The 24,375-nt window shown below is 51.2% G+C and carries 23 protein-coding genes; 7 read left to right on the top strand and 16 right to left on the bottom strand.

What is annotated here, in order from left to right:
* Positions 1-79: 79 nt before the first annotated feature.
* The 3 genes from ACM67E_RS05265 to ACM67E_RS05255 form a co-directional block, all read right to left on the bottom strand.
* The gene (locus tag ACM67E_RS05265) at positions 80-1,438 is read right to left on the bottom strand and encodes an NtaA/DmoA family FMN-dependent monooxygenase (protein WP_416192563.1); all 1,359 of its coding nucleotides are present in this window, start codon (positions 1,436-1,438) and stop codon (positions 80-82) included.
* A 196-nt stretch (positions 1,439-1,634) separates the two neighbouring features.
* Positions 1,635-1,910, bottom strand: coding sequence for a hypothetical protein (locus tag ACM67E_RS05260; protein WP_416192562.1), 276 nt, complete (start codon positions 1,908-1,910; stop codon positions 1,635-1,637).
* A gap of 268 nt (positions 1,911-2,178) precedes the next feature.
* Positions 2,179-2,802, bottom strand: a complete 624-nt coding sequence (locus ACM67E_RS05255) for a hypothetical protein (RefSeq protein WP_416192561.1) — start codon at positions 2,800-2,802, stop codon at positions 2,179-2,181.
* A 159-nt stretch (positions 2,803-2,961) separates the two neighbouring features.
* Between ACM67E_RS05255 and ACM67E_RS05250 the strand changes: the two genes are divergently transcribed.
* Positions 2,962-3,828 carry a helix-turn-helix domain-containing protein gene (locus ACM67E_RS05250; protein ID WP_416192560.1) on the top strand — a complete coding sequence of 289 codons (867 nt, stop codon included), beginning with the start codon at positions 2,962-2,964 and terminating at the stop codon, positions 3,826-3,828.
* Positions 3,829-3,902: 74 nt separating this feature from the next.
* Here ACM67E_RS05250 and ACM67E_RS05245 read toward each other — a convergent pair whose 3' ends face one another.
* Both ACM67E_RS05245 and ACM67E_RS05240 read right to left on the bottom strand, forming a co-directional pair.
* On the bottom strand, positions 3,903-4,892 hold the full coding sequence (locus tag ACM67E_RS05245; RefSeq protein ID WP_416192559.1) for a zinc-dependent alcohol dehydrogenase family protein: 990 nt from the start codon (positions 4,890-4,892) through the stop codon (positions 3,903-3,905).
* Between the two features lie 219 nt (positions 4,893-5,111).
* On the bottom strand, positions 5,112-5,558 hold the full coding sequence (locus ACM67E_RS05240; RefSeq protein WP_416192558.1) for a hypothetical protein: 447 nt from the start codon (positions 5,556-5,558) through the stop codon (positions 5,112-5,114).
* 130 nt (positions 5,559-5,688) lie between these two features.
* Here ACM67E_RS05240 and ACM67E_RS05235 point away from each other — a divergent pair, with 130 nt between their 5' ends.
* Positions 5,689-6,129, top strand: coding sequence for a MarR family winged helix-turn-helix transcriptional regulator (locus ACM67E_RS05235; RefSeq protein ID WP_416192557.1), 441 nt, complete (start codon positions 5,689-5,691; stop codon positions 6,127-6,129).
* Positions 6,130-6,166: 37 nt separating this feature from the next.
* Here ACM67E_RS05235 and ACM67E_RS05230 read toward each other — a convergent pair whose 3' ends face one another.
* From ACM67E_RS05230 to ACM67E_RS05215, 4 genes are all read right to left on the bottom strand, one after another.
* Entirely contained in the window at positions 6,167-7,060 is an 894-nt protein-coding gene (locus ACM67E_RS05230) for a lysophospholipase (RefSeq protein WP_416192556.1), read from the bottom strand.
* Positions 7,061-7,410: 350 nt separating this feature from the next.
* Positions 7,411-8,538 carry an NADH-dependent flavin oxidoreductase gene (locus tag ACM67E_RS05225; RefSeq protein ID WP_416192555.1) on the bottom strand — a complete coding sequence of 376 codons (1,128 nt, stop codon included), beginning with the start codon at positions 8,536-8,538 and terminating at the stop codon, positions 7,411-7,413.
* 114 nt (positions 8,539-8,652) lie between these two features.
* Positions 8,653-9,066, bottom strand: coding sequence for a MarR family winged helix-turn-helix transcriptional regulator (locus ACM67E_RS05220; protein WP_416192554.1), 414 nt, complete (start codon positions 9,064-9,066; stop codon positions 8,653-8,655).
* 109 nt (positions 9,067-9,175) lie between these two features.
* Positions 9,176-9,850 (bottom strand): nitroreductase, encoded by a 675-nt coding sequence (locus ACM67E_RS05215; RefSeq protein WP_416192553.1) that lies wholly within the window; start codon positions 9,848-9,850, stop codon positions 9,176-9,178.
* 104 nt (positions 9,851-9,954) lie between these two features.
* On the opposite strand from ACM67E_RS05215, the gene ACM67E_RS05210 reads away from it, so the two are divergent.
* The 3 genes from ACM67E_RS05210 to ACM67E_RS05200 all read left to right on the top strand — a co-directional run bounded on the left by ACM67E_RS05210 (position 9,955) and on the right by ACM67E_RS05200 (position 12,611).
* A complete protein-coding gene (locus ACM67E_RS05210) occupies positions 9,955-10,824 on the top strand; it encodes a LysR family transcriptional regulator (protein ID WP_416192552.1) in 870 nt (289 codons plus the stop codon).
* A gap of 101 nt (positions 10,825-10,925) precedes the next feature.
* On the top strand, positions 10,926-11,588 hold the full coding sequence (locus tag ACM67E_RS05205) for an NAD(P)H-dependent oxidoreductase (RefSeq protein WP_416192551.1): 663 nt from the start codon (positions 10,926-10,928) through the stop codon (positions 11,586-11,588).
* Positions 11,589-11,747: 159 nt separating this feature from the next.
* Positions 11,748-12,611, top strand: coding sequence for a pirin family protein (locus ACM67E_RS05200; protein WP_416192550.1), 864 nt, complete (start codon positions 11,748-11,750; stop codon positions 12,609-12,611).
* A gap of 60 nt (positions 12,612-12,671) precedes the next feature.
* Here ACM67E_RS05200 and ACM67E_RS05195 read toward each other — a convergent pair whose 3' ends face one another.
* Positions 12,672-13,064 carry a hypothetical protein gene (locus ACM67E_RS05195; protein ID WP_416192549.1) on the bottom strand — a complete coding sequence of 131 codons (393 nt, stop codon included), beginning with the start codon at positions 13,062-13,064 and terminating at the stop codon, positions 12,672-12,674.
* Positions 13,065-13,194: 130 nt separating this feature from the next.
* On the opposite strand from ACM67E_RS05195, the gene ACM67E_RS05190 reads away from it, so the two are divergent.
* Positions 13,195-13,632: a YiiD C-terminal domain-containing protein gene (locus ACM67E_RS05190; protein WP_416192548.1), complete on the top strand. Its 438-nt coding sequence runs from the start codon at positions 13,195-13,197 to the stop codon at positions 13,630-13,632.
* Positions 13,633-14,323: 691 nt separating this feature from the next.
* Here ACM67E_RS05190 and ACM67E_RS05185 read toward each other — a convergent pair.
* The 4 genes from ACM67E_RS05185 to adhP all read right to left on the bottom strand — a co-directional run bounded on the left by ACM67E_RS05185 (position 14,324) and on the right by adhP (position 19,570).
* Positions 14,324-15,856 carry a pyridoxal phosphate-dependent decarboxylase family protein gene (locus ACM67E_RS05185; protein ID WP_416192547.1) on the bottom strand — a complete coding sequence of 511 codons (1,533 nt, stop codon included), beginning with the start codon at positions 15,854-15,856 and terminating at the stop codon, positions 14,324-14,326.
* The gene (locus ACM67E_RS05180) at positions 15,856-17,229 is read right to left on the bottom strand and encodes a diaminobutyrate--2-oxoglutarate transaminase (protein ID WP_416192546.1); all 1,374 of its coding nucleotides are present in this window, start codon (positions 17,227-17,229) and stop codon (positions 15,856-15,858) included. Before ACM67E_RS05180 ends, ACM67E_RS05185 begins: the two co-directional genes overlap by 1 nt.
* Before the next feature lie 292 nt (positions 17,230-17,521).
* Complete coding sequence (locus ACM67E_RS05175; protein ID WP_416192545.1) at positions 17,522-18,271, bottom strand: hypothetical protein; 750 nt, start codon at positions 18,269-18,271, stop codon at positions 17,522-17,524.
* A 258-nt stretch (positions 18,272-18,529) separates the two neighbouring features.
* On the bottom strand, positions 18,530-19,570 hold the full coding sequence (gene adhP / locus ACM67E_RS05170; RefSeq protein ID WP_416192544.1) for an alcohol dehydrogenase AdhP: 1,041 nt from the start codon (positions 19,568-19,570) through the stop codon (positions 18,530-18,532).
* A 458-nt stretch (positions 19,571-20,028) separates the two neighbouring features.
* Between adhP and ACM67E_RS05165 the strand changes: the two genes are divergently transcribed.
* Positions 20,029-21,510 carry an aldehyde dehydrogenase family protein gene (locus ACM67E_RS05165; protein WP_416192543.1) on the top strand — a complete coding sequence of 494 codons (1,482 nt, stop codon included), beginning with the start codon at positions 20,029-20,031 and terminating at the stop codon, positions 21,508-21,510.
* 195 nt (positions 21,511-21,705) lie between these two features.
* On the opposite strand, the gene ACM67E_RS05160 is transcribed toward ACM67E_RS05165, so the two are convergent.
* Together ACM67E_RS05160 and dnaX are read right to left on the bottom strand one after the other, a co-directional pair.
* Positions 21,706-22,041 (bottom strand): YbaB/EbfC family nucleoid-associated protein, encoded by a 336-nt coding sequence (locus ACM67E_RS05160; protein ID WP_416192542.1) that lies wholly within the window; start codon positions 22,039-22,041, stop codon positions 21,706-21,708.
* Positions 22,042-22,206: 165 nt separating this feature from the next.
* Positions 22,207-24,360 carry a DNA polymerase III subunit gamma/tau gene (gene dnaX / locus ACM67E_RS05155; protein ID WP_416192541.1) on the bottom strand — a complete coding sequence of 718 codons (2,154 nt, stop codon included), beginning with the start codon at positions 24,358-24,360 and terminating at the stop codon, positions 22,207-22,209.
* Positions 24,361-24,375 lie beyond the last annotated feature (15 nt).

Here is a 24,375-nt window from a genome sequence, read left to right as displayed (position 1 = left end):
TTTAACATTTTTAAGCCAGAAAATCCACCTTTCAAACTACCCAAACACCGCTTCCAATGAAACGGTGTTTTCATTTATCCTAATCTCTCACCCCATACTGATACGGCACGCCCAAATGCTCTCGCAAGGTTGAGCCTTCATAGTCTTTATGGAAAATCCCCCGCTCCTGCAAAATCGGCACGACTTTTTCCACAAAATCCTTCACACCCTTTTGGCTGTCGGGGGCGAGCGAAAAGCCATCTGTCGCCCCGGCTTTAAACCACTTTTCCATAAAATCCGCCACGTCTTTTGCCGTGCCAACCACCACAGGGTGATAGTTAATCACGCCGTTTGCCAGCACTTCTTTGGGCGATTTGCCTTGTTTGATGAGCTCTACCGCCCTTGGCGAACGTGGGTCGTGCGGGTGCGGTGTCGCCTGATTTTGCAAGGCTTGAGGCAAAGGGGCGTTCAAGTCCAAACCGTGCAAATTCACGCCAATCATCGCCGATAAATAGCGGATTTGTCCGTAAAATTCGTCATCGCTCATAAAATCAATGAGCTGCATTCTGCGAGCCAACGCGTCTTCGTAGCTGTCGCCGATGGTGAACATAAATCCTGAAAACATATTGATGTCATCGGCATCTCTACCGTGTGCCATCGCACTTTGTTTTAGTACGTTGCGGTAGGCACGAGCTTCGTCAATCGTGAACGGATTGGCATACACACCACTGGCAAAGCGTCCCGCCAGCTCAATGCCTTCATGGCTTGGGCCCGCCTGAAAAATCGGCGGTTGCCCCTGCGGTGTGGCTGGGATTGGTAACGCCCCTTTGACTTGGTAATGCTTGCCCTTGTAATTGGCTGGTTTGATTTGGCTCATGTCCGCAAATACGCCTGACGCTTTGTCGGTGATGTAGGCACTCTCGCCAAAACCGCCCCACAAAGTCTGCACCGCTTCTACCATTTCGTGAGCCATCTCGTAGCGTGTGGCGGTGTCTGGTAGGGGCTTGTCGCCAAAGTTGTAGGCGGTCTCTTTTGTGCCTGTGGTTACCGCATTCCAGCCGACACGACCACTGCTTAATGTGTCCAGCGTTTTAAGCTGACGGGCTAGGTTGTAGGGCAAATTGTAGGTTGTGGAAAATGTCGCTACCATGCCGATTTTTTGTGTGGCGTAGGCGACCGCCGAGAGCATGACCATCGGTTCAAGCGGAAACGCAGGACTGCGTGTGCTGATGTCCGTCCCCCCGCCTGCTCCGCCAAAAGACGGCGTATCGGCGATAAACAGCGTATGGATTTTGCCTTTTTCAGCCGTTTTTGCCATCTGGACATAAAAATCCACATCGGTATAAGCCCGCTCGTTGCTGTCGGCAAGTCGCCACGACTGAAACTCTCCGCCATAACCTGAAACCAGTTGCAGGGCAAGTTTCATTTGTTTATTGGAATTATCAAGATAATCAGCCATGTTATTTCTCTCTTATGGTCAAGGTATGGGGTTATTATAGATTTTTATTTTTAAAATAAGAATGGCGAAAAATGGGAAGTTGGTTTTTGGATTTGGAAAGGTAATTTTTAGGTCGTCTGAAAATAAGAATGCCGTCTGAAATTATTTTCAGACGGCATTTAACATTACATAAACTTAACTTGTTCAAATTACTTAATTAAGCTGGTTGTGCTCCACCACGACCACGGTGAGCATTTATTCTATTATAAACACTAGACTCTTGCAGACCAAAAAACTTAGCAAGTTCTTTGCCATTATACCCTTTATCATAGAGGTCTTGAAGGATTGAATCTTGGTCTCTTCGTGGAAGGTTTGCAAACATAGAGACGGTTACTTCTTTGTGAATACCACCATTAAACATATTGAACATAAAAATATCTCGCAGGCTGTTAATTGATTTTCTTACTATACCATCAAAAAACAAAAAGTTCAATATCTTTCTAAAAATTTTTATGTAACTATATGTTTTTTAACAATTTTAATTTTATTATTGTAATGTTTTTTGAGAAACCTAGCTATTACATATTTACCATCACAAGCATGAATGGATAAATTTAAGATATTTTATTAGCAAAATCAGTAAAAATAACAATTTTTTGGAATTTAATTTTCAAATCTGGAAAGATAATATTTATACAGTATTAAACTAAAAAACACCGCTTTTATTTTAAAAAACGGTGTTTGTTTTTTATCTTATCCGACTACGATTTGAATTTCTTGGCAAACGCATCAAGTTTGCTTTGCACATCTGCTTTAAATTCATTGAACTTGTCCGCCCGTTCTTGGGCTTTTTTGGCTTTTTGGGCAGACTGCTCAATGTTTTGAGCGTCAATTTCGGCTTTGAGCTTATCGGCTACCGTATCTTGCACCGCCTGCAAATCCCAACGTGCGGTAACGGTGTCGTATTGCCCGAAAAATGCGTCCAAAGTGCTTTCGTCTTTTTCAAGTACCAACACCAAAATCACGGTATCGCCATCTTGCATTTTTTCAACGGTGCTGTACAAAAGTCCAACTTCGCCCAACGTCTCGGTTGCCCCAATCTGTGTGCCGAACAATGCTCCCAAAGAACCGCCGAGCAACATGCCAAAAGGGCCGCCCAAAACACCGACCGCCGAACCAATCAGCCCGCCTGTCAAGGCTTTGTTGCTGATTTCGGCATCAAAATCATGATTGTCAATCTGCGTAATCACGCCGTTTTCTTTTTTGAGCAGTAAGGCTTGGACGATGACGGTATCCGATGTCTGCTTGTAGGCTTTTAGCTCGCTAAACGCCTGAAAGGCTTGGGGTTGGTTGTTAAACAGTGTGGCGATAATATTGCGTTTCATCACAAATACTCCTATATCAGGGGGGGGGGGAATTTCAAATTGAATGTGTCAAGTTGATGATGTTTATTATAGATGTTTTAAGAAATTTATCTTGCTAAATGCTCCAAAATACTTGCCTAAAAGTCCAAATATGCTAAACTCATCAAAAAAGGATACGCCATGACCCCAAACACCCTAAATACGCTGTTACGCCATGCCGGACAACATGACAAGCTAAAACCAAGTGCGATTGAAAACATCAGCATCAATGTGGCAAAGCCCCCCATTTTAGTGGACACCTTAGCCGAGCATACTTTGCTTGCCTTTATCCTGTCGGGCGAGCAAGAGATATTTTTAGGAGAGCAGTGTTATGCGGTGCAGGCGGGCGATGTGCTTTTTGTGCCGTTTAATATGCCCATCAAAGTGCAATTCAAACTGGATAAAAGACCGCAATTTGTCAGTTTGAATTTGGCGTTGGACGAAAAATGGCTGGGCGAGATTATCCAAAAAATCCAAACCATAAACCATCACGCATCTTCATCAGGCGTGGCGATAACCAAGATAACCGCCCCTGTCCAAAACTGTCTTGCCCGTCTCATTGACCAGCTTGACGACCCCAACCTTGCCTTAGCAGAACTCTACAAACAAGAGCTGATGGTGCATCTGCTGTCCACATCGTTAGGGGCAAGCCTGGCGGCTTTTGTCAGCCAAGACAGTCATCTGCACAAAATCAAAAAAGCAAGCGACCATCTGTATGCCCATTTTGCCGATAAAATCACCGTGGCACAGCTCGCTGACTTATCGGGCATGGGCGAGTCTTCTTTTTATCATCATTTCAAGGCGGTAACGGGATTTAGCCCCTTGCAATACCAAAAACAACTGCGGTTAAATCACGCCAATTTTCTGATTTTGACAGAAAAACGCTCTGTCTCCGAAACGGCGTTTGCCGTGGGCTATGAAAGTCTTAGCCAGTTTAGCCGTGAATATAAAAGAGCCTTTGGGGTCAGCCCAAGGGACGATGTGGACAAAAACACCGCTTTTGGGTAAACGCACTATGGTTTAAAAAGCAAAATGCCGTCTGAAATTTATTTTTTTCAGACGGCATATTTACCTTAAAACAATCAAACCTTTACCACAATCTTGCCAATCTGCTGATTGCTCGCCATATATTCATGGGCGTTGACCATTTCATCAAAGGCAAACACCTTGTCAATTTCAGGCTTTAACCGACCGCTTGCCAGTCCGTCATACACAAACTTTTTGGCTTGTGCCAATTTTTCAGGAACGGTTGTGATTTCAAAGAGTTCATAGCCACGCACGGTCAAATGTTTGCCCAAAATCGGGAAAACCGGCACGGCGATGTCATCGTGGCTTAACGCCCCATAAATGATGTAGCGACCGTCTTGTGCCATGGCATTGATGATTTTGGCGGCTTCTTGTCCGCCCACAGGGTCAAACACCAAATTCACGCCTTTGCCGTTTGTAATTTCAAGGAGTTTGGCGGTTACATCGTCTTCGGTTGTCGCCACTACAAAATCCGCCCCTTTCTCCAAAAGCACATCGCCTTTGGCGTACGTGCGGGACAAGGCAATCACGTTTGCTCCCTGCATTTTGGCGATTTGAATACTTGCCAAGCCCACCGAACTTGTAGCTCCGCCCAATACGACAAAATCGCCTTTTTGCACCTTGCCAAATTCAATCAAACCGCCGTATGCGGTTACAAACATCATCCAACTGGCAGCCGCTTGCTCCATCGTCAGATTTTCAGGGTGCTTGACCACAGCGTGAACGGGCAAATTCGCCACTTCGCCATAAGTACCGTATTCGGTGAACATAAAGGACGGAATGACGCTCACTTTGTCGCCGATTTGAAATTCGCCAGCGTCATCACCGACCGCCACTACCACGCCAGCCCCTTCGTAGCCCATCGTGGCGGGGAACACAGGTTCAATCACATACGCCCCTTCACGGTACATCATCTCGGCACGGTTTAGCCCCAAAGCGTGCATTTGGATTTGCACTTCGCCCGATTTTGGGGCGGGGATTTGTACATCAACGATTTGCAGGACATCAGGCGAACCTGTTTTTGTAAATTGGATTTGTTTGGTCATTTTTTGTCTCGTCATAAAATGGAACGGGTATATTTTAATGTATTGAAATTAGGATAAGAATGGCGAAAAATGGGAAGTTGGTTTTCGGATTTGGAAAGATGATTTTTAGGTCGTCTGAAAATAAGAATGCCGTCTGAAAAATAAATTTCAGACGGCATCTGTTTTTTCATTCCCAAAAACCATTTCAATCAAAACCGTTTAAACGATTTTAAAAAATGACTAAGACTTTCCTTGTCTGATGCCAAAACCATCTTTCATTGACAAAAACATCAACCTTAAATTGACTGCTCCTGCTAACAGCTCCAAGCCTTGCAAGGTATAAAAGGCGGTGTCAAATTCGCCAGCGTTCGCCTTGTGGCACAGATAAAACGCACACGGCAACAGCACCAACAGCCCATTCATGGCAATCATCGGCATACGTTTTTTCTTGGCAAGGATTTTGGGGTGTTTGGATTTTGCCCCCATTTTCATACCGCTCGCCCCCGCCATCGCCATGCACATCATCAACAAAAACACGCCGTAAACAATCGTATTTTTGACCCAAATCACCGCATCTTGTGATAAAAAAATCTCGCTAATCAACGTACTTGTCCAAAAAACCCCAATCAGCAACGTGGCGGTCATCGCTGCAAATTTATGTATGGTGCGAAGGGTGTCTCGTGTCATGTTACTCTCCAAAAATATAGCAAGCTATGAAATTAAAAGTAGTATAGCACGCTATGAATTTATATAGCAAGCTATTTTTATGGTATAATGGTAAAAATTTTTATGACAGATTGTTTTACAAGGAAATTTTATGCAAAAAACAGCATCCGCAGGCTATTTGATGAACCACATCGCCCGCCAATTCGCCATTTTATTAAACGAAGGTTTAAGTCCTTTGGGGGTATCGCCCGCCCAATTTCCCATTTTATTGACCCTATGGGAAAAGGACGGGTTAAGTCAGCATGACCTTGTGGCAATCGCTGATTTAAAGCAAGCGACCATCGCCAACACGCTTGCCCGCATGGAGCGAGACGGCTTAATTGTGCGGACAGCCCACCCGACCGATGCCCGCAGTCGTGCCATCTGGCTGACCGACAAAGCCAAAGCGTTGCAAGAAAAAGCCACCGCCATCGCCCAAGCCATCAACCAAACGGCTTTATCGGTGCTGACGGACGATGAGCAGGTGGCGTTTATTGAAATGATGAATAAGGTCGTGGCACAGCAAAAAGTGATGATGAGAGAGAAGAGGTAAAACACCGCCATCATCACGATAAGCGGTGTTTGACTATTTATTTGGCACGCTCGCCAATCCATTCTGCGACATCATCATTGATTTTTTGTCCGCCTTTTTCAAGCATGAGCAAATGCCCAAAGTTGGGGTACAGCACCAAACTTTTATCGGCGGATTTGGTTTCGTTATAAAAATCAATGGCATCTTGTGGCACGACAAACAAATCATCATTACCGCTGATGAGCATCACAGGGGCGGTGAATTTATCATCATTGTCTTTGAGATATTGAATGCCTTCTTTAAAACTGTTGGGGAAAGAGACGGAGAATTTGTCAAGCATCAACGGGTCGCCACCCACCGACAGACCTTCGCCGTTAAAAGGTAAATTCAGCGTGGTCAAGGCAACCGAACCGCTGACAAAGCTGTCCTTTGGCTCGGGGCGTGGCAAATAGCCAAAATTCATCTGGTGATAACGCAAAACGCCCGCCGCCAAAATAAAGCCGTCCGCCCCTTCTGGATATTTGGTGCCGTACAGAGCTGCAATGTGTCCGCCCATGCTGTGCCCCAGCACAAAAACGGGCGTGTTTGGATTTTCACGTTTGGCTTTTTCTACGATTAGGCGTAAATCTTCGACCATTTCAAAATAGCTTTTGATGTGGATGCTGTCCCGACCGTCCGATTTGCCGTGTCCACGGTGGTCAAAGCGGTAAACGGCGATGCCGTTGTCGTTCATGGTTTTTGCCATGTCGCCGAACACGCCCGAATGGCTCGCCAAACCGTGTGAAATCACGAGAACGGCTTGGGGTTTGGTGCTGGGCATATCTTTTTGCAAATGCAAATTCAAGCCGTCAAGGGTGAGGATTTTTTGGGTAACCGGTTTGGCAACCCATTGTTGCGCGGCGCTATCGTGAGCATTTTGTGCTAAGGCCGAAGAATTTGCTGAAAATGCCAACGCCAATGCTAAACCGGTTTCATAATGTGTTTCATCGAATGCCCTTCTTGAAATGATTGAATAGGGTTTCAGTATAGGATTTTCAAATCCACAGATAAACAGCGATTTTTGAAAACGATGTTTTCATTTTTAAAACGGTTATTTTGCTGTTCAAATCGGCCGGTTGATATAGCCGTTTGAAATAGAAATAAGGCAAGGTGGCACGACCGCCGTGCACACCCGTACATCAGGAAGCCGGCAGCACTGTATTGTTTTTGATTTCAAACGACTATAAAAATGCCGTCTGAAAACCCTTTTCGGGCTTTCAGACGGCCTATTTTTGGATGATCAAAGACTTGGTTTAAACCGATTTACAAATCCACCGGTTGCCAGTCTTGCCCTTGAACAGGCGGCAGCCATTGGCCGCCTTGCTGACAAAAGCCCCACAGCATATCCGGAATGCCGTAGTGGTCGTCTTTCTGCGGGTCGAGCGTGCTGACAATCTGATCGTCTTGGCCGTTTTTCAGCAGCGTGCCAATGTTCGGATTAATCATCACGGCCTTGCCCAATGCGATAAATTCTGCAAAACCTGTGGCATAGGCTTCGCGGATTTGCCGGCCGCTGAGCAAGTTGCCCACGCCGATTAAAGGCAGGCGTCCGGCGATTCGGCGGTGAACCAGTTCCATGCGGGTCAGATTGGTGTCTGCACCACGACGGGCTTTTTTGCCGAAATCCCACAGCGAAATATGCAGATATTGCAACGGCTTATCGCACAATGCATCAATCAGGGCGAAGGTATCGGCCATGGTCAGTCCGTGTTCGCCCGGCTCTTCGGGTGAAAAACGGTAGCCGATGATGAAGTCGGGCTTTTGGTGTTTTTCACGCACTTTTACCACGGCATCGACTACCGCCAATGGGAATTTCAAGCGTTTTTCAAGGCTGCCGCCCCAAGCATCGGTGCGCTTATTGAATTCGCCCGAGAAAAACTGCTGAATCAGATAGCCGTTGGCACCATGAATTTCCACACCGTCGAATCCGGCCAAAATAGCCAATTCGGCGGCATTGGCAAACGCTTGAATCAGCGATAAAACCTCCTCTTCCGTCGCCGCTTTGGCACCGCTCGGTCCATGGTCGGACGGTGCAATCAATGCTTGGCCGTCGAGCAAATCTTTGACTGCTTCTTTACCGCCGTGATGAATCTGCAAAATGGCTTTGGTACCTTGATTTTGCAAGGTTTGGGCGAGCTGGTTCAGACCTGCCAAGTGACGCTCGTCGATGGCTTCGGGCTGACCGGCAAACGCTTTGCCGTTTTTCGTAACCAAGGTTGCTGCGGTGACAAACATGCCGATGTCGCCGGCACGGTTGCCGACAAACCGTTGCTCCTGTTCGCCCAAGGTACCGTCGGGATTGGAAGCAAAATGCGTCATCGGGGCGACTACCAGCCGGTTTTTGACGGTCACGTCGTTGTTTAAGGGATAAGGGGTGAATAAATCAGTCATAAATACCTCGTATTAAGTAAATTGCCGGTTTGATAATTTTGCAAAACTATATTTTTTACAATTTAATCAGAAAACTAAAATCATGGCAGGCCATGATGGATTCGATTTCGATGTTCAGGCGGATTGCGCCACAATTTTGCGCAACAATGCGGTTTCCTCCGCCGATAAATTCAGGCACGCGCCCATTTTTCCGGGAATTTCCACCGCTTGGTGTTCCAAGGCTCTGCCGTTGTCGGTCAGGCGGATGATGACGCTGCGTTCATCTTCAGTGCTGCGCGTGCGCTCAACCAATTCTTTGGCCTGTAAGCGTTTCAGCAGCGGCGTGAGTGTGCCGCTGTCGAGATGCAGCTTTTCGCCCAACTCGCCCACGCTTTGTTCGCCGTGTTCCCACAACACCAGCATAACCAGATATTGCGGATAGGTTAAATCAAGCGCTTGCAGGAAAGGCGTATAGCGGCGAGTGATTTCTTTGGATAAAGCGTAAAGCGGAAAACACAATTGGTTTGAAAGTTTGAGTTGCTCGTACATGACAATAAGTATAAGTGAAATGATGGTTATTCTATCACATTATTATATTGCGCAAAATTTAATTTTCAAAAACCTCAGGCCGTCTGAAATTTTTCAGACGGCCTCATCATTACCAATGCAATACCGCACTCTCTTCAACCGGCACACGCCCCAAATGCGTTTTGTTCTGCTGCGCGTCCCAATCCGGATGGCCGAAGGCAATGCCGTGCAGCAGTTTGTAATCATCGGATACGCCTAATTCGCGGCGGATGTCGTCGGCGAACAAACCTAAAAACAGCATCGGAATGCCGCCGAAGCCGCGGGCGGTCAGCGACAATAAAAAGGTTTGCGAATACATGCCCATATCGGCGGCGATGTTGACATCGTGATTGTCCACCGTTGGCATAAACAAAAACGCCATATGCGCCGCGCCGTAGCCGGTAATGTTTTGCTCGATTACCGGCTGGCGGCCGGCTTTGTCTTCGCGCGGCACGCCAAAACTGGTTGTAAAAACATGGGCATATTGGTTGCGCCAACGCGGTTCGTAAATACCGGTGAATTTGCTTTGGTCGAACTCGAAATCCGGGCTGAATTTGCCTTCATGAAAACGCTCGCCGATAACTTTGTGCAAACGCCGCAAGGTTTCGCCCGAAGCAATATGCACCAGCCAAGGCTGGGTATTACAGGCCGAAGGCGCGTTTTGCGCATCGGCCAGGATTTGCCTGATTTCCGCCTCGGTCATTTCGGTCGGCAGAAATTTGCGGATAGACTGGCGGGTTTTAACGGTGGTTTCAAAATCTAACATGGCGTTCTCTTTATCGGATCATGCAACGGTATCCAGTTTATTTTATTGAAAACAAAATAAGAACCGCCTAAAATGGAAACCTGCATTCCATAAACGGAAATATCATGAACCTCAACGCCTTACGCCTTTTCGTTGCCGTCGCACAAGACGGCAGCCTGTCCAAAACATCCGAAAAATCGGGCATCCCGATTGCCACCATCAGCCGCCAAATCAGCGAGCTGGAAAAATCCCTGAATATCCAATTGTTTGACCGCTTCAAATCCGGCGTGAAGCCGACGGCGGCGGGGCAGCGGCTTTACGAACAAGTCTATGTCAGCATAGATAATCTGGCCAATGCCGAGCAGGTATTGTTTGCCGAACAAGGCCGTCTGAAAGGCTTATTGCGGATTTCCGCCCCGCCCGGCTGCACGCCCGTATTGGACTGGATTGCCGAATTCCAAACGCAGTTTCCTTTCATTCAGGTGCATTGCACCATGACCGACCGCCTGCTCGACATGACCGCCGACGGTATCGACGTGGCCTTCCGCATGGGCGAATTGCACGGCGACAGTTTCATCGCCAAAAAAGTGTTGTCGGTCGGTTCGAAATGGGTGGCGCACCCCGATTTGCTCGCCCAATACGGTACGCCGCAAACCTTAGACGAATTGGCCGCCCTGCCCTTGGCCGGCTGGGCGCGAAACGGCGAAAACCTGCTCAAAGTGACGGTGGGCAAACAGGCGCATTTTCTGCCCTACGTATTTGCCTGCAACGAAAGCTCGGCCTTGGAATACATGGCTGTCGCAGGCAAGGCGGTGTGCCAGTTGGCCGATTACTCGGCCGACCGGGTCATCACGCAGCACGGTTTGACGGAAGTGTTGGCCGATGTGGATTTTCCAACTTACGACGTGTCGATGATTTATGCGGCGCACCGCTATCCGTCCAGCATCGTGCGGGCATTTGTCGAATTTGTCGGGCAGCGGATTGAGGCCGTCTGAACTTTACACACCCATCCCACGAGACGGTTTTTCAGACGACCCGGATGGGTCTATAATATGAAAACAATTTTTCCGATCCACAAATCCGTAAAGGAATCAAAATGTTTGGTATCACTAAAGAACAAGTGCTGGACGCTTTTACTTTCCGCTCCGCCTGCCGCTATTACGATCCCGAGCGCAAAATCAGCGATGAAGATTTCAATTATCTGCTGGAACTGGCGCGCCTGTCGCCAAGCTCTGTCGGCTCCGAGCCGTGGAAATTTCTGGTCATCCAAAGCCCTGAATTGCGTGAAAAACTGAAGCCGTTCAGTTGGGGCATGGCGCGGCAGCTGGATGCGTGCAGCCATTTGGTGGTGTATCTGGCGAAGAAAAACGCCACTTATGATTCGGCCTTTCTGCGCGCCGGTTTGGAAAAGCGCGGCCTGACCGACGAGCAAATGGCCAAAAGCGTGGCCATTTATGAAAATTTCCAAAAACACAACATCGACATCTACGGCAGCGAGCGCGCCCTGCTCGACTGGACCGGCAAGCAGACCTACATCGCCCTGGCCAACATGATGACCGGCGCGGCTTTGGTCGGCATCGATTCCTGCCCGGTGGAAGGCTTCGATTACAAGGAAGTGAACCGCATTTTGGCGGAGGAAGGTTTGTTCGACCCTGCCGAATGGGGCGTATCGGTGGCGTGTACCTTCGGCTACCGCGCCAAAGAAATCACCCACAAATTCCGCCGTCCGCTGGACGAATTGGTGACTTGGGCGAAATAAACCACGGTATGGCTTTGAGGCCGTCTGAAAATATTGCACGATATTTTCAGACGGCCTTTTGTTTCCTTTAAAGAAAGCAATCGTTTCGTACAACCGGATTGTTTTCTTCAAAATAAGCCCTATAATCCTTTCATCATTCCCATAAAATCAAGGAACACCATGCGCACCATTCGACAAATCTACCAAGCACCGCCGAAACATTGGGTGGGCGACGGCTTTTACGTGTCGCCGCTGTTTTCGCATATGGACGAAGTCAGCAAACACACCAGCCCGTTCCTCATGCTCGATTACGGCGTACCGACCGAATTTTCCCCCAATTCCGGCGCACCGCGCGGCGTCGGCGGTCATCCGCACGCCGGTTTCGAAACCGTTACCGTCGCGCTGCAAGGCGAAGTGGCACACCGCGACAGCTCGGGCGGAGGCGGGATTATCCGCGAGGGCGATGTGCAGTGGATGACCGCAGGACGCGGCATCGTGCATGAAGAATTCCACAGCAAAGATTTCAGCGAACGCGGCGGCGTGTTGGAAGAATTGCAGTTTTGGGTCAACCTGCCGCGCGAATTCAAAGAAACCGCGCCCGAATACCAAGCCCTGCCGAAAGAAACCATACCGGTGGTAAAACACGGCGATGCGGCAGTCCGGCTGATTGCGGGCGAACTCAACGGCATCAAAGGCGCGGCGCGCACGTTCAGCGAAATCAATTTGTGGATGATGGATGTGCCTGCCCGAGGCCGTGCCGAGTTTGAGCTGCCCGCCAATCACAATGTGATGCTGGTGCTCCTGCGCGGCGATGCGGCGGTCAACGGCAGCATGGTCAAACCGACGGAATTGGTAACGTTTGAAATCGAGAGCGGCAAGGTTTGCATACAGGCGCAGGACGAAGATGTGAAACTCGCCTTGTTCGGCGGCGTGCCGATTGACGAGCCGGTGGTCGGTTACGGCCCGTTCGTGATGAACACGCGAGAAGAAATTCTGGAAAAAATCCGTGCGTTTAAAGCAGGCGAATTCGGCTTGATCGATTAATCCGAAGCAAAGGCCGTCTGAAAAATAATTTTCAGACGGCCTGTTTATCGGATTTCCTGCCTATGCCTTGCGGTAACGCCAAATCAGGAAAACGCCGGCCAGCGTCTGCAAAGCCAGCCAGCCGAACGCCAAAGTCAGGTTGCCGAACGATTCGGTAAAATCGGTCGGCAGATGACGGCTCCAGTGCGGATTGGCATCGACTAAAGAAAAACCGCCGACCGTCGCCCACATTGCCAAGGCCGACAGCAGCAGCGTCACACCCAAAGCATACACACGGCGCGCCTTCACCGCCCACATGCCCAAAAGCAGCAGCACCAGCGCAACCACCGCCACCATCCCCAACAGCATACCGCGGATGTCGGCCAGAATATCGAAAAACAGCAGCATATCCGCCATCATCAGCACCCAGCCGCCGACAACCAGCAGACACACGCCGAAAAAAGTCCGCATCATTCACTCCCAAGCTTGTATTATTGTACGCCCGCCGCCATTTTCGGCATGAAGCCGCCGGAGGCGTAAACGGAGACGAACCATTCATCCCATCAGCATCAGATTCTATATCAAACCGTAAGGTAATCCAATCATGACAACAAAATTATTACAGGCATTTTTACACACGCATATTCCGGCCACCGCCGCGCTCGGGATTCAGGTGCTCGAAGCCGACCGCGAACACATTGCCCTGACCATGCCCCACACCCCGAACCGCAACCATAAGAACACCGCCTTCGGCGGCTCCATCGCCTTGGGTGCCACGACCTGCGGCTGGGCCTTGGTCCACTGCCACCTGCCCGAAGCCCAAGGCAATATCGTGATCCAGCAGGGCGAAACCCGATACCTGCGCCCTGCCCGCGGCGATTTGACCATCAAAACCCGTCCCGTTGCCGCCGAGAGCTGGCGGCAGATGAACGAAATGTTTGCCCGACGCGGCAAAGGCAAAGTGGTGCTGGAAATCGATGTCTTTTCCGAAGGCGAACCGGTGGCCGTGTTTACGGGAAAATTTGTGGCGTTGAAAGACTGAGGCCAAAACCTTTGCAAGATTGAGGTTAAATCTGAAAATCTATTTTCGTCATGAGCTGCGCAAGTCCACTGCGCTGCTCCCGCGTAGGCACACTACTGTCCGGAATAAATCCGAGAGGCCGTCTGAAAACCTGAAAAGTTGATATTTTCAGCATTTTCAGCTTCTGTATGACTCGAAATCAGCAGCGTTTGGGCTGCTGCAATCTGCGCCCTCTCCTGCGCTTAGCGCGGGGGAGGGTTGGGGAGGGGGTGATGTTTCGCAGAAACATTAAAATCTGCTGAAACTCAGGCAAAATGTACTTCTGCGAAGTACCACCCCCATCCTGACCTTCCCCCGTGCCGTGCGCAGAGGAAGGGACAGATTGCAGGAACTTCAAAATTTACTGTCGGAACCGAAGCAGTTTTGCGGAATCAGTGTTTGCTGACTATCTGATATTTCGAAATTTCATTTTTTGCTGAAATATAAAACCGATAACATTTTGATATTTAATCAACATTTATTCCGGACAGTAGTTCGCCTGCGTAGGGACAGCGAAGCGGACTTGCGCAGCTCATGACGAACATAGATTTTCAGGTTTCCGCTGAGTTTTGAAAGCACTCAGGCCGTCTGAAAACCTGTTCCGGATTTTTGACACACAAAAAGGCCGTCTGAAAAAATATTTTTCAGACGGCCTTTGGATTTACCCGACGCTTCAATCGATCGGCGGCGTATAGCTGCCCGAGGCAATCGCATCTTTAATGCGCTCTGCTTCGGCCTGCACTTGCGCCAACAGTTTTTTCACGTTTTCCAGCGTGGCAATCGGGCTGAGCAGGGTCATTTTCAGCGACTGTACGCCGTTTACCTTGGTCACGCCGATGTTGGCTTCGCCGCGTGCGAACAGTTCGTCGGCGACGTTTTGGTTCAGGCTGTCGATGTATCCGGCCGGATAGCCTTGGGGATTCACGCGGAACAGAATTGAGGCGAACTGCGGCGCGAGCGTCATTTCCAAGCCTTCGGCGGCATTGATGTACTGCTCGACCTCTTTCGCCAGCTTGATGCCGTTGTCGATAATCGAGCCGTACAGCGTTTCACCCAAAGCTTCGATGGTGAGCCACAGTTTCAAGGCATCGAAACGGCGCGTGGTTTGCAGCGATTTCGATACCAGATTCGGCACGCCGTGTTCGGCATCGTAGGCGGAATTGAGGTATTCGGCTTCGTAATGGATGAAGCGGAAATCCTCCTCGTTTTTCAGCAAAAACGCGCCGCAGGAAATGCTTTGGAAAAAGTGCTTGTGGAAATCGAGCGTGACCGAATCTGCCGATTCGATGCCGTCAATCATGTGGCGGAACTCATTGGAAAGCAGCAGCGCGCCGCCCCATGCGGCATCGACATGCACCCATGCGCCGTGGCGGTCGGCTTCGGCGCGTACGGCTTTCAAATCGTCAATCGCACCGGCATCGGTCGTACCCGCCGTCGCCACCACGCAGGCAATGATTTTGCCCTCGGCAGCCAAGCGGTCGAGCGTTTGCGCCAAAGCGGCGGTATCGATTTGGCCGTAGCGGTTGGTCGGCACCGTCACCACCGACTGAAAACCCATGCCCATCATTGCCATGTTTTTCTGCACCGAAAAATGCGCGTTTTCCGAGCAGACCACTTTCACTTTTTGCAGCGCATCAGGCGGCAGGCCCTCGCGTTGCACGCTCCATTCGAGGCCGTCTGAATTTTTCCAATGCTTGGCAATGCAGGCATCGCGTGCCAGCAATACGCCCATTAGGTTGGACTGCGTGCCGCCGGACGTGAACACGCCTGCCGTGCCTTTTCCGTAGCCGAGTTTCTGCCGCAGCCAATCAATCATCTGCACTTCCATCAGCGAGGCCGCCGGGCTTTGATCCCACGAATCCATCGATTGGTTGGCGGCGTTAATCAACACTTCCGCCGCCTGGCTGGCGACTAAGGTCGGGCAATGCAGATGCGCCAATGAATGCGGGTGATGCACTTTCAGGCTGTTGTTCAAAAACGATTCCACCGCGCGCTGCAAAGCATCCTGCAAGCCCAAACCGTTTTCAGACGGCCTGAACGACACTTTTTCGCGCAATTGGCGGATGCTGCCGCCGGTGTACATTTTGTCTTCGTTCAGCCATGCCGCCACCGCTTTGACCGCCTCATTCATCGCCGCCTGATAATCGGCCACCGATTGCGGATGACTGCACAGCAGCGCGCGTTGGTGTTGCGTCAAATCTGCCATTATGCGCCCCGCACTTTCTTCAGCGCGTCGGCCACCGACAGGCGGAAGCGGCGCAAAAATTCTTCGCTCTCTTCACGGCTGATAATCAGCGGTGCTAATATGCGCACGACAGTTCCGTTGCGGCCGCCGCGCTCCAGCAGCAATTTGTTGGCAAAGCAGGCTTTTTGGATTTCCGCCGCCAATTCGGCATCGGCGGGCAGCGAACCCATATGGTCGGCGGGTTGGCGTTCGTCCACAATCTCGATACCGATCATCAGGCCGCGGCCGCGCACGTTGCCGATGCAGGGAAATTCCTGCGCCAGCTTTTTCAGTTCGGCTTGGATAAAGTCGCCGCGCGCTTTCGCATTGCCCGCCAAATCCTGTTCGCGCATCACGCGCAGGGAGGCCAATCCCGCAGCCATCGCCAACTGGTTGCCGCGGAACGTGCCGGTATGCCCCGCAGGTTGCCATGCGTCGAATTCCTTCTTAATCGCCAACACCGCCAACGGCAGGCTGCCGCCGACCGCTTTCGACATAATCACGATGTCCGGCTCGATGCCGGCGTGTTGGAAGGCGAACATTTTGCCCGAGCGGCAGAAGCCGGCCTGCACTTCGTCCACAATCATCAAAATGCCGTGTTTGGCGGTAACTTCGCGGATTTTTTGCAGCCATTTTGTCGGACCGGCCACCACGCCGCCCTCGCCCTGAATCGCTTCCAAAATCACGGCGGCGGGTTTCACCACGCCGCTTTCCACGTCTTCGATGAAGTTTTCAAAATAATAAGTCAGCGCGTCAACGCCCGCTTCACCGCCGATACCCAGCGGACAGCGGTATTCGTGCGGATACGGCAGAAACTGCACGCCCGGCATCAGGTTTTGCACCGCGTTTTTCGCGCTCAAATTACCGGTCAAAGCCAGCGAACCTTGCGTCATGCCGTGGTAGCCGCCGGAAAAGCTGATGACGTTGCCGCGTCCGGTAAAGGTTTTCGCCAGTTTTACCGCCGCTTCGGTGGCATCTGCGCCGGTGGGACCGGTAAATTGCAGGCGGTAGTTTTCTTTGCCGCCGGGGAAATGTTCCAGCAGCGCTTCGGAAAACGCGTCTTTCAAAGGCGTGGTGATGTCCAGCGTGTGCAAAGGCAGGCCGCTGGCCAAAGTGTCTTGAATGCTTTTGATGATTTCGGGGTGGTTGTGTCCCAAAGCCAATGTGCCGGCACCGGCCAAACAGTCGAGGTATTCATTGCCCTCGACGTCGGTCACCCAACAGCCCTGCGCTTTGGCAATCGCCAACGGCAATTTGCGCGGATAGCTGCGGACATTGGATTCCATCTCGTTCTGACGGGTTAAATAATGCTCATTGGTAGCATGGGAAACAGGATTTACGGGAGTAACGCTCATATCAGATTACCATCTCGGATAAGGGTTAGCGGGCTGGAAAATAACAATCGCCCTGAAAGAACAGGTTTTACCGTGCGGTAAAACCCCCACAACGGGTGCTAACAGCACAAAGCTGCGCACCCCATGCAGTACGCGGTCTCGAATAGCTGCCCGCCGCCCGTTATGACCACGGGTTAAACGGCGGCAACTAAAAAGAAAAAACGCCCGGAATCGGCAAAACCGACCCGTAGCGTACTGGCAAGTGGCGCAATGATACACCTTCTGGCAAAAAAGGAAAGTATTTTTTCAGCTCTTACTTCAGATTAATGCCCAGATGAACTCCTTCTGATTGCGGACGGAAGCGGATAACAGAAAGAAGCGACACCAAAGCCACAGTAATCCCCGTCATTTCCATTCCTTCTTCAATAGTCACCAAAAGCTGGTAATAGATATTTTCTCCGAAACGGTAAGCCCACAAGCCCGACAGTATTTCCATGCCCAAGGCTCCGGTCAGAAAAATCGCCGCACTCGCCACGATGCCGCGCGCCGCTTTCGAAGGCAATTGACGGATAAAATTCACCAACGACAAACCCACCAGCGTGCTGACAATCAGCCCGGGCACCACCCACAAAAAATGCGCCAAAACCGGTATGTTGCTTTGAATGCTGCCGAGTGCCAACTGACCGAACAATGCCAAACTTTCATGAACCTGCGCAATCTCGTCCAGCGACGCCGACAGCGAAACGGCGGCAAGCAGCAAACCTCCGCGCCAAAAAACCGGCTTGTTCCGCCCAAGCACGGCAATCATCAGGGAAACCACCGCCATCATCAACCATAGGCTGCTGGTGTACCAGGTCGGCAGGCTCGATTCGACATTGACACCCGAAAACCGGTAGAGTCTGGCCAGCACTTTCCCTTCTAAATTTTGCACCGAAAGAGGATGGCTGATCAAATAAGCGCCAAAGCTGGAAAGGCAGACAAAGATATTGAAGCTGCACAAAGTCCATAAAATACGGCGTAAGAAAGGATTGTCCGGTTCCGAAACGGGTTTGGGCAATGTCATGAATGGTTCCTAAAATTTCCGACTGTCAAGATAATGGATACATGCTCTTAAGATAATCCGCTGCCATAACGGCTATGCGCTGAAGCCTGCAGATACTGGCTTTAGCCATCATCATTTTTGCTGATGGCCGCACTGCCGCTAATAATGCCGTGCCGGCGGTTTATCTGTATCGCTTAAAGACCTGTTTTATCGGAAATAGTTCAGGCCGTCTGAAAATTTCAGACGGCCTGTTAGATTTAAATCAAAACATTCGTGATATTAATGTTCGTGACCGCAAGCGCATTTCATGTCAATCACCATGCGGCCAGTAATTTTGCCTTCGCGCATTTCCTGGAAAATGGCCGGCGCATCGTCAAGCGGACGCAATTGCACTTTCGGCACGACCAAACCTTCCGCACCGAATTGGAACGCTTCGGCCAAGTCTTGGCGCGTGCCCACCAGAGAACCGACCACTTCTATACCGTCCAGCACCAAACGCGGAATCGACAAATCCATAGACTCGGGCGGCAAGCCGATGGCTACCACGCGGCCGCCTGCGCGTACGGCGTCGACCGCCGAATTAAACGCAGCGGATGATACGGCGGTCACAATCGCCGCATGTGCGCCGCCCACTTTTTCCTGAATCACTTTGGCCGCATCTTCTTTGTTCGGGTTAATCACCAAATCCGCACCGCTTTCTTTGGCAAAAGCCAGCTTGTCGTCATTGATGTCGATGGCGATCACGTGCGCGCCAAATACTTTTTTCGCATATTGCACGCCCAAGTTGCCCAAACCGCCGGCACCGTACACGGCAATCCATTGTCCCGGGCGGACATTCGATACTTTCACACCTTTGTAAGTGGTAACGCCCGCGCAGGTAATCGAACTGGCTTGCGCTGGATCCAAACCCTCCGGCACTTTTACCGCGTAATCGGCGGTCACGATACAGTGCGTCGCCATGCCGCCGTCGGCGGTATAGCCTGCGTTCAATACGGTGCGGCACAAGGTTTCGCGACCCGTGTTACAGTATTCGCACGAGCCGCAGCTTTCGAACAGCCACGCAATGCTCACACGGTCGCCGACTTTCAGGCTTTTCACATCGTCAGCCACCTGCGCGACTTTACCGATACCTTCGTGACCCAAAACGCGACCCGGTTTTTCGCCGTAATCACCGGCCGCAACGTGCAGGTCGGTATGGCACACGCCGCAATATTCCACCTCTACCAAAGCTTCACCCGACTCCAGCGGACGGATGTCGCGCTCTACGACTTCTACATCACCTTCAACAGCTTGATTCACTACCACTGCACGCATTTTCATGGCAACACTCCTTGTTTGGCTCACTGATAGAATTGCATCGAATAGAGATAACGGGATGGAGCGGATAAAGTCATTCATCAATTAATCATCCGAATGAAAACTACCTGACCGCTTCACCACGATTCAAGTATGTACCGCAGAGCAGGTTTCGTCAATACCGTATGTTGTTGAATTTTTTAAATTTGTTATAACATAACAAGTAATTTGGAAATGGATGGACACGCCGTCTGAAAACCGTTTGTCCCGAATGAAAATGAACGAATATTTTCAGACGGCCTGTCGGGGCAACCGCTTTGTCTGACAGGACGAACCTGCCGGCGAATTGTTTCGGCAGCCGGGCAATTCATAATTCTTTGCATTTTTAACGCTTGAACTGCCCGGCAAAAAATACTATGCTAACCCTTGAGCATTCCGCTTACAGCCGACTACAACGGCTAAAACCCACAGGAGACAGCATCATGGCAAAAGATTTAAACGTTTTTGACAAAGAATACGGTTTGTTGATCAACGGCGAGTGGACCAAAGGCAGCGAAGGCAGATTATTGACTTCTACCAATCCGGCCAACGGCGAAGAGTTGGCTAAATTCGTTGATGCCAGCGATGCCGACGTGGATGCCGCCGTAGCCGCCGCGCAGGAAGCGTTCAAAACGTGGAAAAAAACCACCGTTGCCGAACGTGCCGCCATTCTCAACCAAATCGCCGACGTCATCGACGAAAACGCCGAACTGTTTGCCTTGCAGGAAACACTCGACAACGGCAAACCCATCCGCGAAACCCGTGCCGCCGACATCCCGCTGGCTTCCGACCACTTCCGCTATTTCGCCGGCGTGATTCGCGGCGAAGAAGGCACGGCCACCCAACTGGACGAAGAAGATTTGTCGCTGGTATTGCGCGAGCCCATCGGCGTGGTCGGCCAAATCATTCCGTGGAATTTCCCGTTCCTGATGGCCGCGTGGAAAATCGCTCCCGCCCTGGCCGCCGGTTGCACCATCGTATTGCACCCGTCTTCCAGCACTTCCCTGAGCCTGTTGTCTTTCGCTCAAAAAATCAACCACTTACTGCCTAAGGGTGTGTTCAACGTGATTACCGGCAAAGGTTCGAAATCCGGCGAATACATGCTGCACCACAAAGGCTTCAACAAACTGGCCTTTACCGGTTCGACCGAAGTCGGCCGCCGCATCGGTATCGCCGCCGCCGAAATGCTGATTCCGGCCACGCTGGAACTGGGCGGCAAATCGGCCAACATCTTCTTCGACGACATGCCGTTCGACAAAGCCCTCGAAGGCGCGCAAAAAGGCATTCTGTTCAACCAAGGCCAAGTGTGCTGCGCCGGTTCGCGCATCTTCGTACAGGAAGGCATCTACGACAAATTCGTCGCCGCGCTTGCCGAAGAGTTCAAAAAAGTCAAAATCGGCCTGCCTTGGGAAGACGACACCCAAATGGGCGCACAGGTCAACGCCGCCCAAATCGAAACCATCACCAAATACGTGAAAATCGGCGAACAGGAAGGCTGCCGCATCATTACCGGCGGTAAAAAAGTCGAAGGCGAACTCGCTTCGGGCGAATTCTACGAGCCGACCCTGATTGCCGCCGACAGCAACGACGCGCGCGTATCGCAGGAAGAAATCTTCGGCCCCGTAGCCACCGTGATCAAGTTCAAAACCGAAGAAGAAGTCATCAAAATGGCCAACGATTCGGAATATGGCTTGGGCGGCGGCGTATGGAGCAAAGACATCAACCGCTGTCTGCGCGTATCGCGCGCCCTCGAAACCGGCCGCGTTTGGGTAAACTGCTACAACCGCCTGCCCGCACACGCCCCGTTCGGCGGCTACAAAACCTCGGGCATCGGCCGCGAAACCCACAAAATGATGCTGGCTGCGTACACGCAGGTGAAAAACATCTACATCTCCACCCGCGAAGAGCGCGAAGGCATGTATTGATTTAATGCTTTAAACGCGTAAACAAAGGCCGTCTGAAAATTTTCAGACGGCCTTTGTTGATTGCCGCTTTATCAATTGGCGGCATTGGGATATTGTGCTGATGCTGATTTCCGTCGTTCACCAACAAAAAACCGCTATTCGCGCATGAGCAGAAACAGCGGTTTTCCAAGTATTGTTTTATCAACCCCGAACCGACTAGCGGAAAAAATCCCCCATACCGGCAGGCAGGCCTTGGGTAAACGCACCCATGGTTTTGTTGCTGGTTTCTTCTGCTTTGGCGGACGCGTCGTTTACCGCCGCCAAAATCAAATCCTCCAGCATTTCTTTGTCGTCCGCCGCTTCTTTAATCAAATCTTCGCTGATTTCCAGCTTGCGCACCACATGCGCGCAAGTCATGGTCACTTTGACCAAGCCGTTGCCCGCCTCGCCGTTTACCTCGGTTTCGGCCAATTTGGCTTGGGCTTTTTTCATGTTTTCCTGCATCTGCTGGGCCTGTTTCATCAGCCCGCCTAATCCGGCTTTTCCGAACATCGTATGCTCCTATCTGCATGTATGAAAAATTATCGAGAACGCATCGTATCAGGTTTTGCCCCTGCTTGCACGGACTGATGCGTGAAAAATATCCGAAGCCGTCTGAAAACATGATTTTCTTTCCGGTATGTTTTCAGACGGCCTGTCCGGAATTGATTTTCCGCATTATTTTGGCGGTTCGTCGGCCTGCTTCAATTCCAGCGTATCCGGCAGCCATTGCGCTTCGAAAACCTGCACAATCTGCCGCGCGGTCGGATCGGCATCCAGCAAATCCTGCGCCTGCTGGCGGCCTTCTTCCTGCAAACGCCGGCGGCGCATGGTCGGCGTTTCCCAGCCTTTATCGTCCTGCCACGGCCGGGTTTGCAGCTTCAGCGGCAAATTGTAGGCCGCCGCCAAGACATTTCGGATTTTGTCCAAACGCTCTTTGTTGGCGGTGGCTTTGGCTTCGCCGGTCAGCGATAAGGTCATCAAATGCCCGTCGCCGTCGTAATCCACCCATGCGGCGTGTTGCGCCAGCATTTGCGCGGCGCCCAGCTTTTTGGCGAAACGCTGCACCAAATCCGCCCAATTTTCCGGTTTAAAATCAGGCAATGCGGCAAATTGCGGTTCTTCCTCTTCCTCACCGTCTGCCTCGGCCTGTCCGCCTGCTGCGGGCGGCAGCGGTTCTTGTTCCGGACTTGCATCAGAATAAGAAGCCTCTTCTTCATATTCGGATTCAAAATATGGCGGCGGAACCTCTTCTTCATATCCTCCGTTTTCAGACGGCACGTCAGGTTCGCGGAATGCCGTCTGAACATTTTTCCCCCGACTTGCCGTTTGTACGCCATCCGTCGGTCTGCTGTCAGCAGGCGGTTCGTCCGAATATGCGGCATCTTCCATTGAGGCCGTCTGAATATCGGAAACTTGCTGAGACGGAACGCTTCCGCTTTGGTTTGCCTGTGTTTCGATATTCTGCAAGGCGGCGGACGGTTCAGGATGAACCGAGGCCGTCTGAAACGAATCGGGTTCTGCCGTTTCATCAACCGGCTGCGCTTCCCACGGCGGAACATCTTCCGCTGGCGGCATATTTTCAGACGGCATGACGGCATCGGCAGAGGCCGTCTGAATCTGAACGTCGGTTTTATGTACAGACGGCATCGGCACCGACAACGGCTTTTTTGTGGCGGTTTCCTTGTGTGCGGCTTCCTGCAATTGCGTGTGGTCGATGACATCGTTCACACCGTGGGCTTGTGCGGCCAACGGCGCAAACGCCAGCATACGCAGCAATGTCATCACGAATCCGGCGTATTCGTCGGGCGCAAGGCTCAAATCCTGTTTGCCATGAATCACGCATTGGTAATACAGCTGAATCTGCTCGCCGCTCATGGCTTGGCTCAATGCCAGCAAAACTTCCCGCTCGGGATCGTCGTTTGCCACCGCCGACGGCACGGCCTGAATCAGAGCCAAGCGTTGCAGCAGCATGGCCAGCTCGCTCAATGCGCTGTCAAAACCGATCGCGCGCGCAGCCATTTCCTGCGCCTTGTTCAACAAGGCTTCACCGTCTTGATTCACCGTGCTTTGCAGCAGTTCGTAAAGGTAGCGTTTATCGACCGCGCCAATCATTTGGCGCACGTCTTGTTCGGCCACATTGCCCGAACCCATCGCAATCGCCTGATCCAACAGACTTAGCGCATCGCGCATCGAACCTGCCGCCGCGCGTCCCAACAATTGCAAAGCCGTGGTTTCATAAGGAATATTTTCGCTGTCCAGCACATGCGCCAAGTGATCGGCCACCTGCTGCGTGGTCATGTTGCGCAGCACGAATTGCAGGCAGCGGCTCAATACGGTAATCGGCACCTTATGCGGATCGGTGGTTGCCAAGATGAATTTCACATGCTCGGGCGGCTCTTCCAGCGTTTTGAGCATGGCATTGAACGCGCTTTTCGACAGCATATGCACTTCGTCGATGATATAGACTTTGTATTTCCCCGCCGTCGGCGCATATTGCGCGTTTTCCAAGACTTCGCGGATATTGTCGATACCGGTGTTGGAAGCCGCGTCGATTTCCAGCAAATCGACATAGCGGCCGGCATCGATTTGGGTACAGCTTGGGCACACGCCGCACGGTTCGCCGTGATCGGCATGTTCGCAGTTCAGGCTTTTGGCCAAAATACGGGCGATGGTGGTTTTGCCCACACCGCGCGTGCCGGTTAAAAGATAGGCATGGTGCAGGCGGCCTTCGTCCAAAGCGTTGCGCAATGCTTTGACAACGTGTTCCTGGCCGACCAAATCGGCAAATGTTTTCGGACGCCATTTACGGGCAAGCACTTGATAAGCCATGTCTTTTCTCTGCTG

Origin of the sequence: Neisseria sp. CCUG12390, from assembly GCF_047837985.1 — a bacterium.
GTDB lineage: Bacteria > Pseudomonadota > Gammaproteobacteria > Burkholderiales > Neisseriaceae > Neisseria.
Note: the sequence above shows the minus strand (reverse complement) of the source record. Positions and strands in the feature narration are given on the sequence as shown.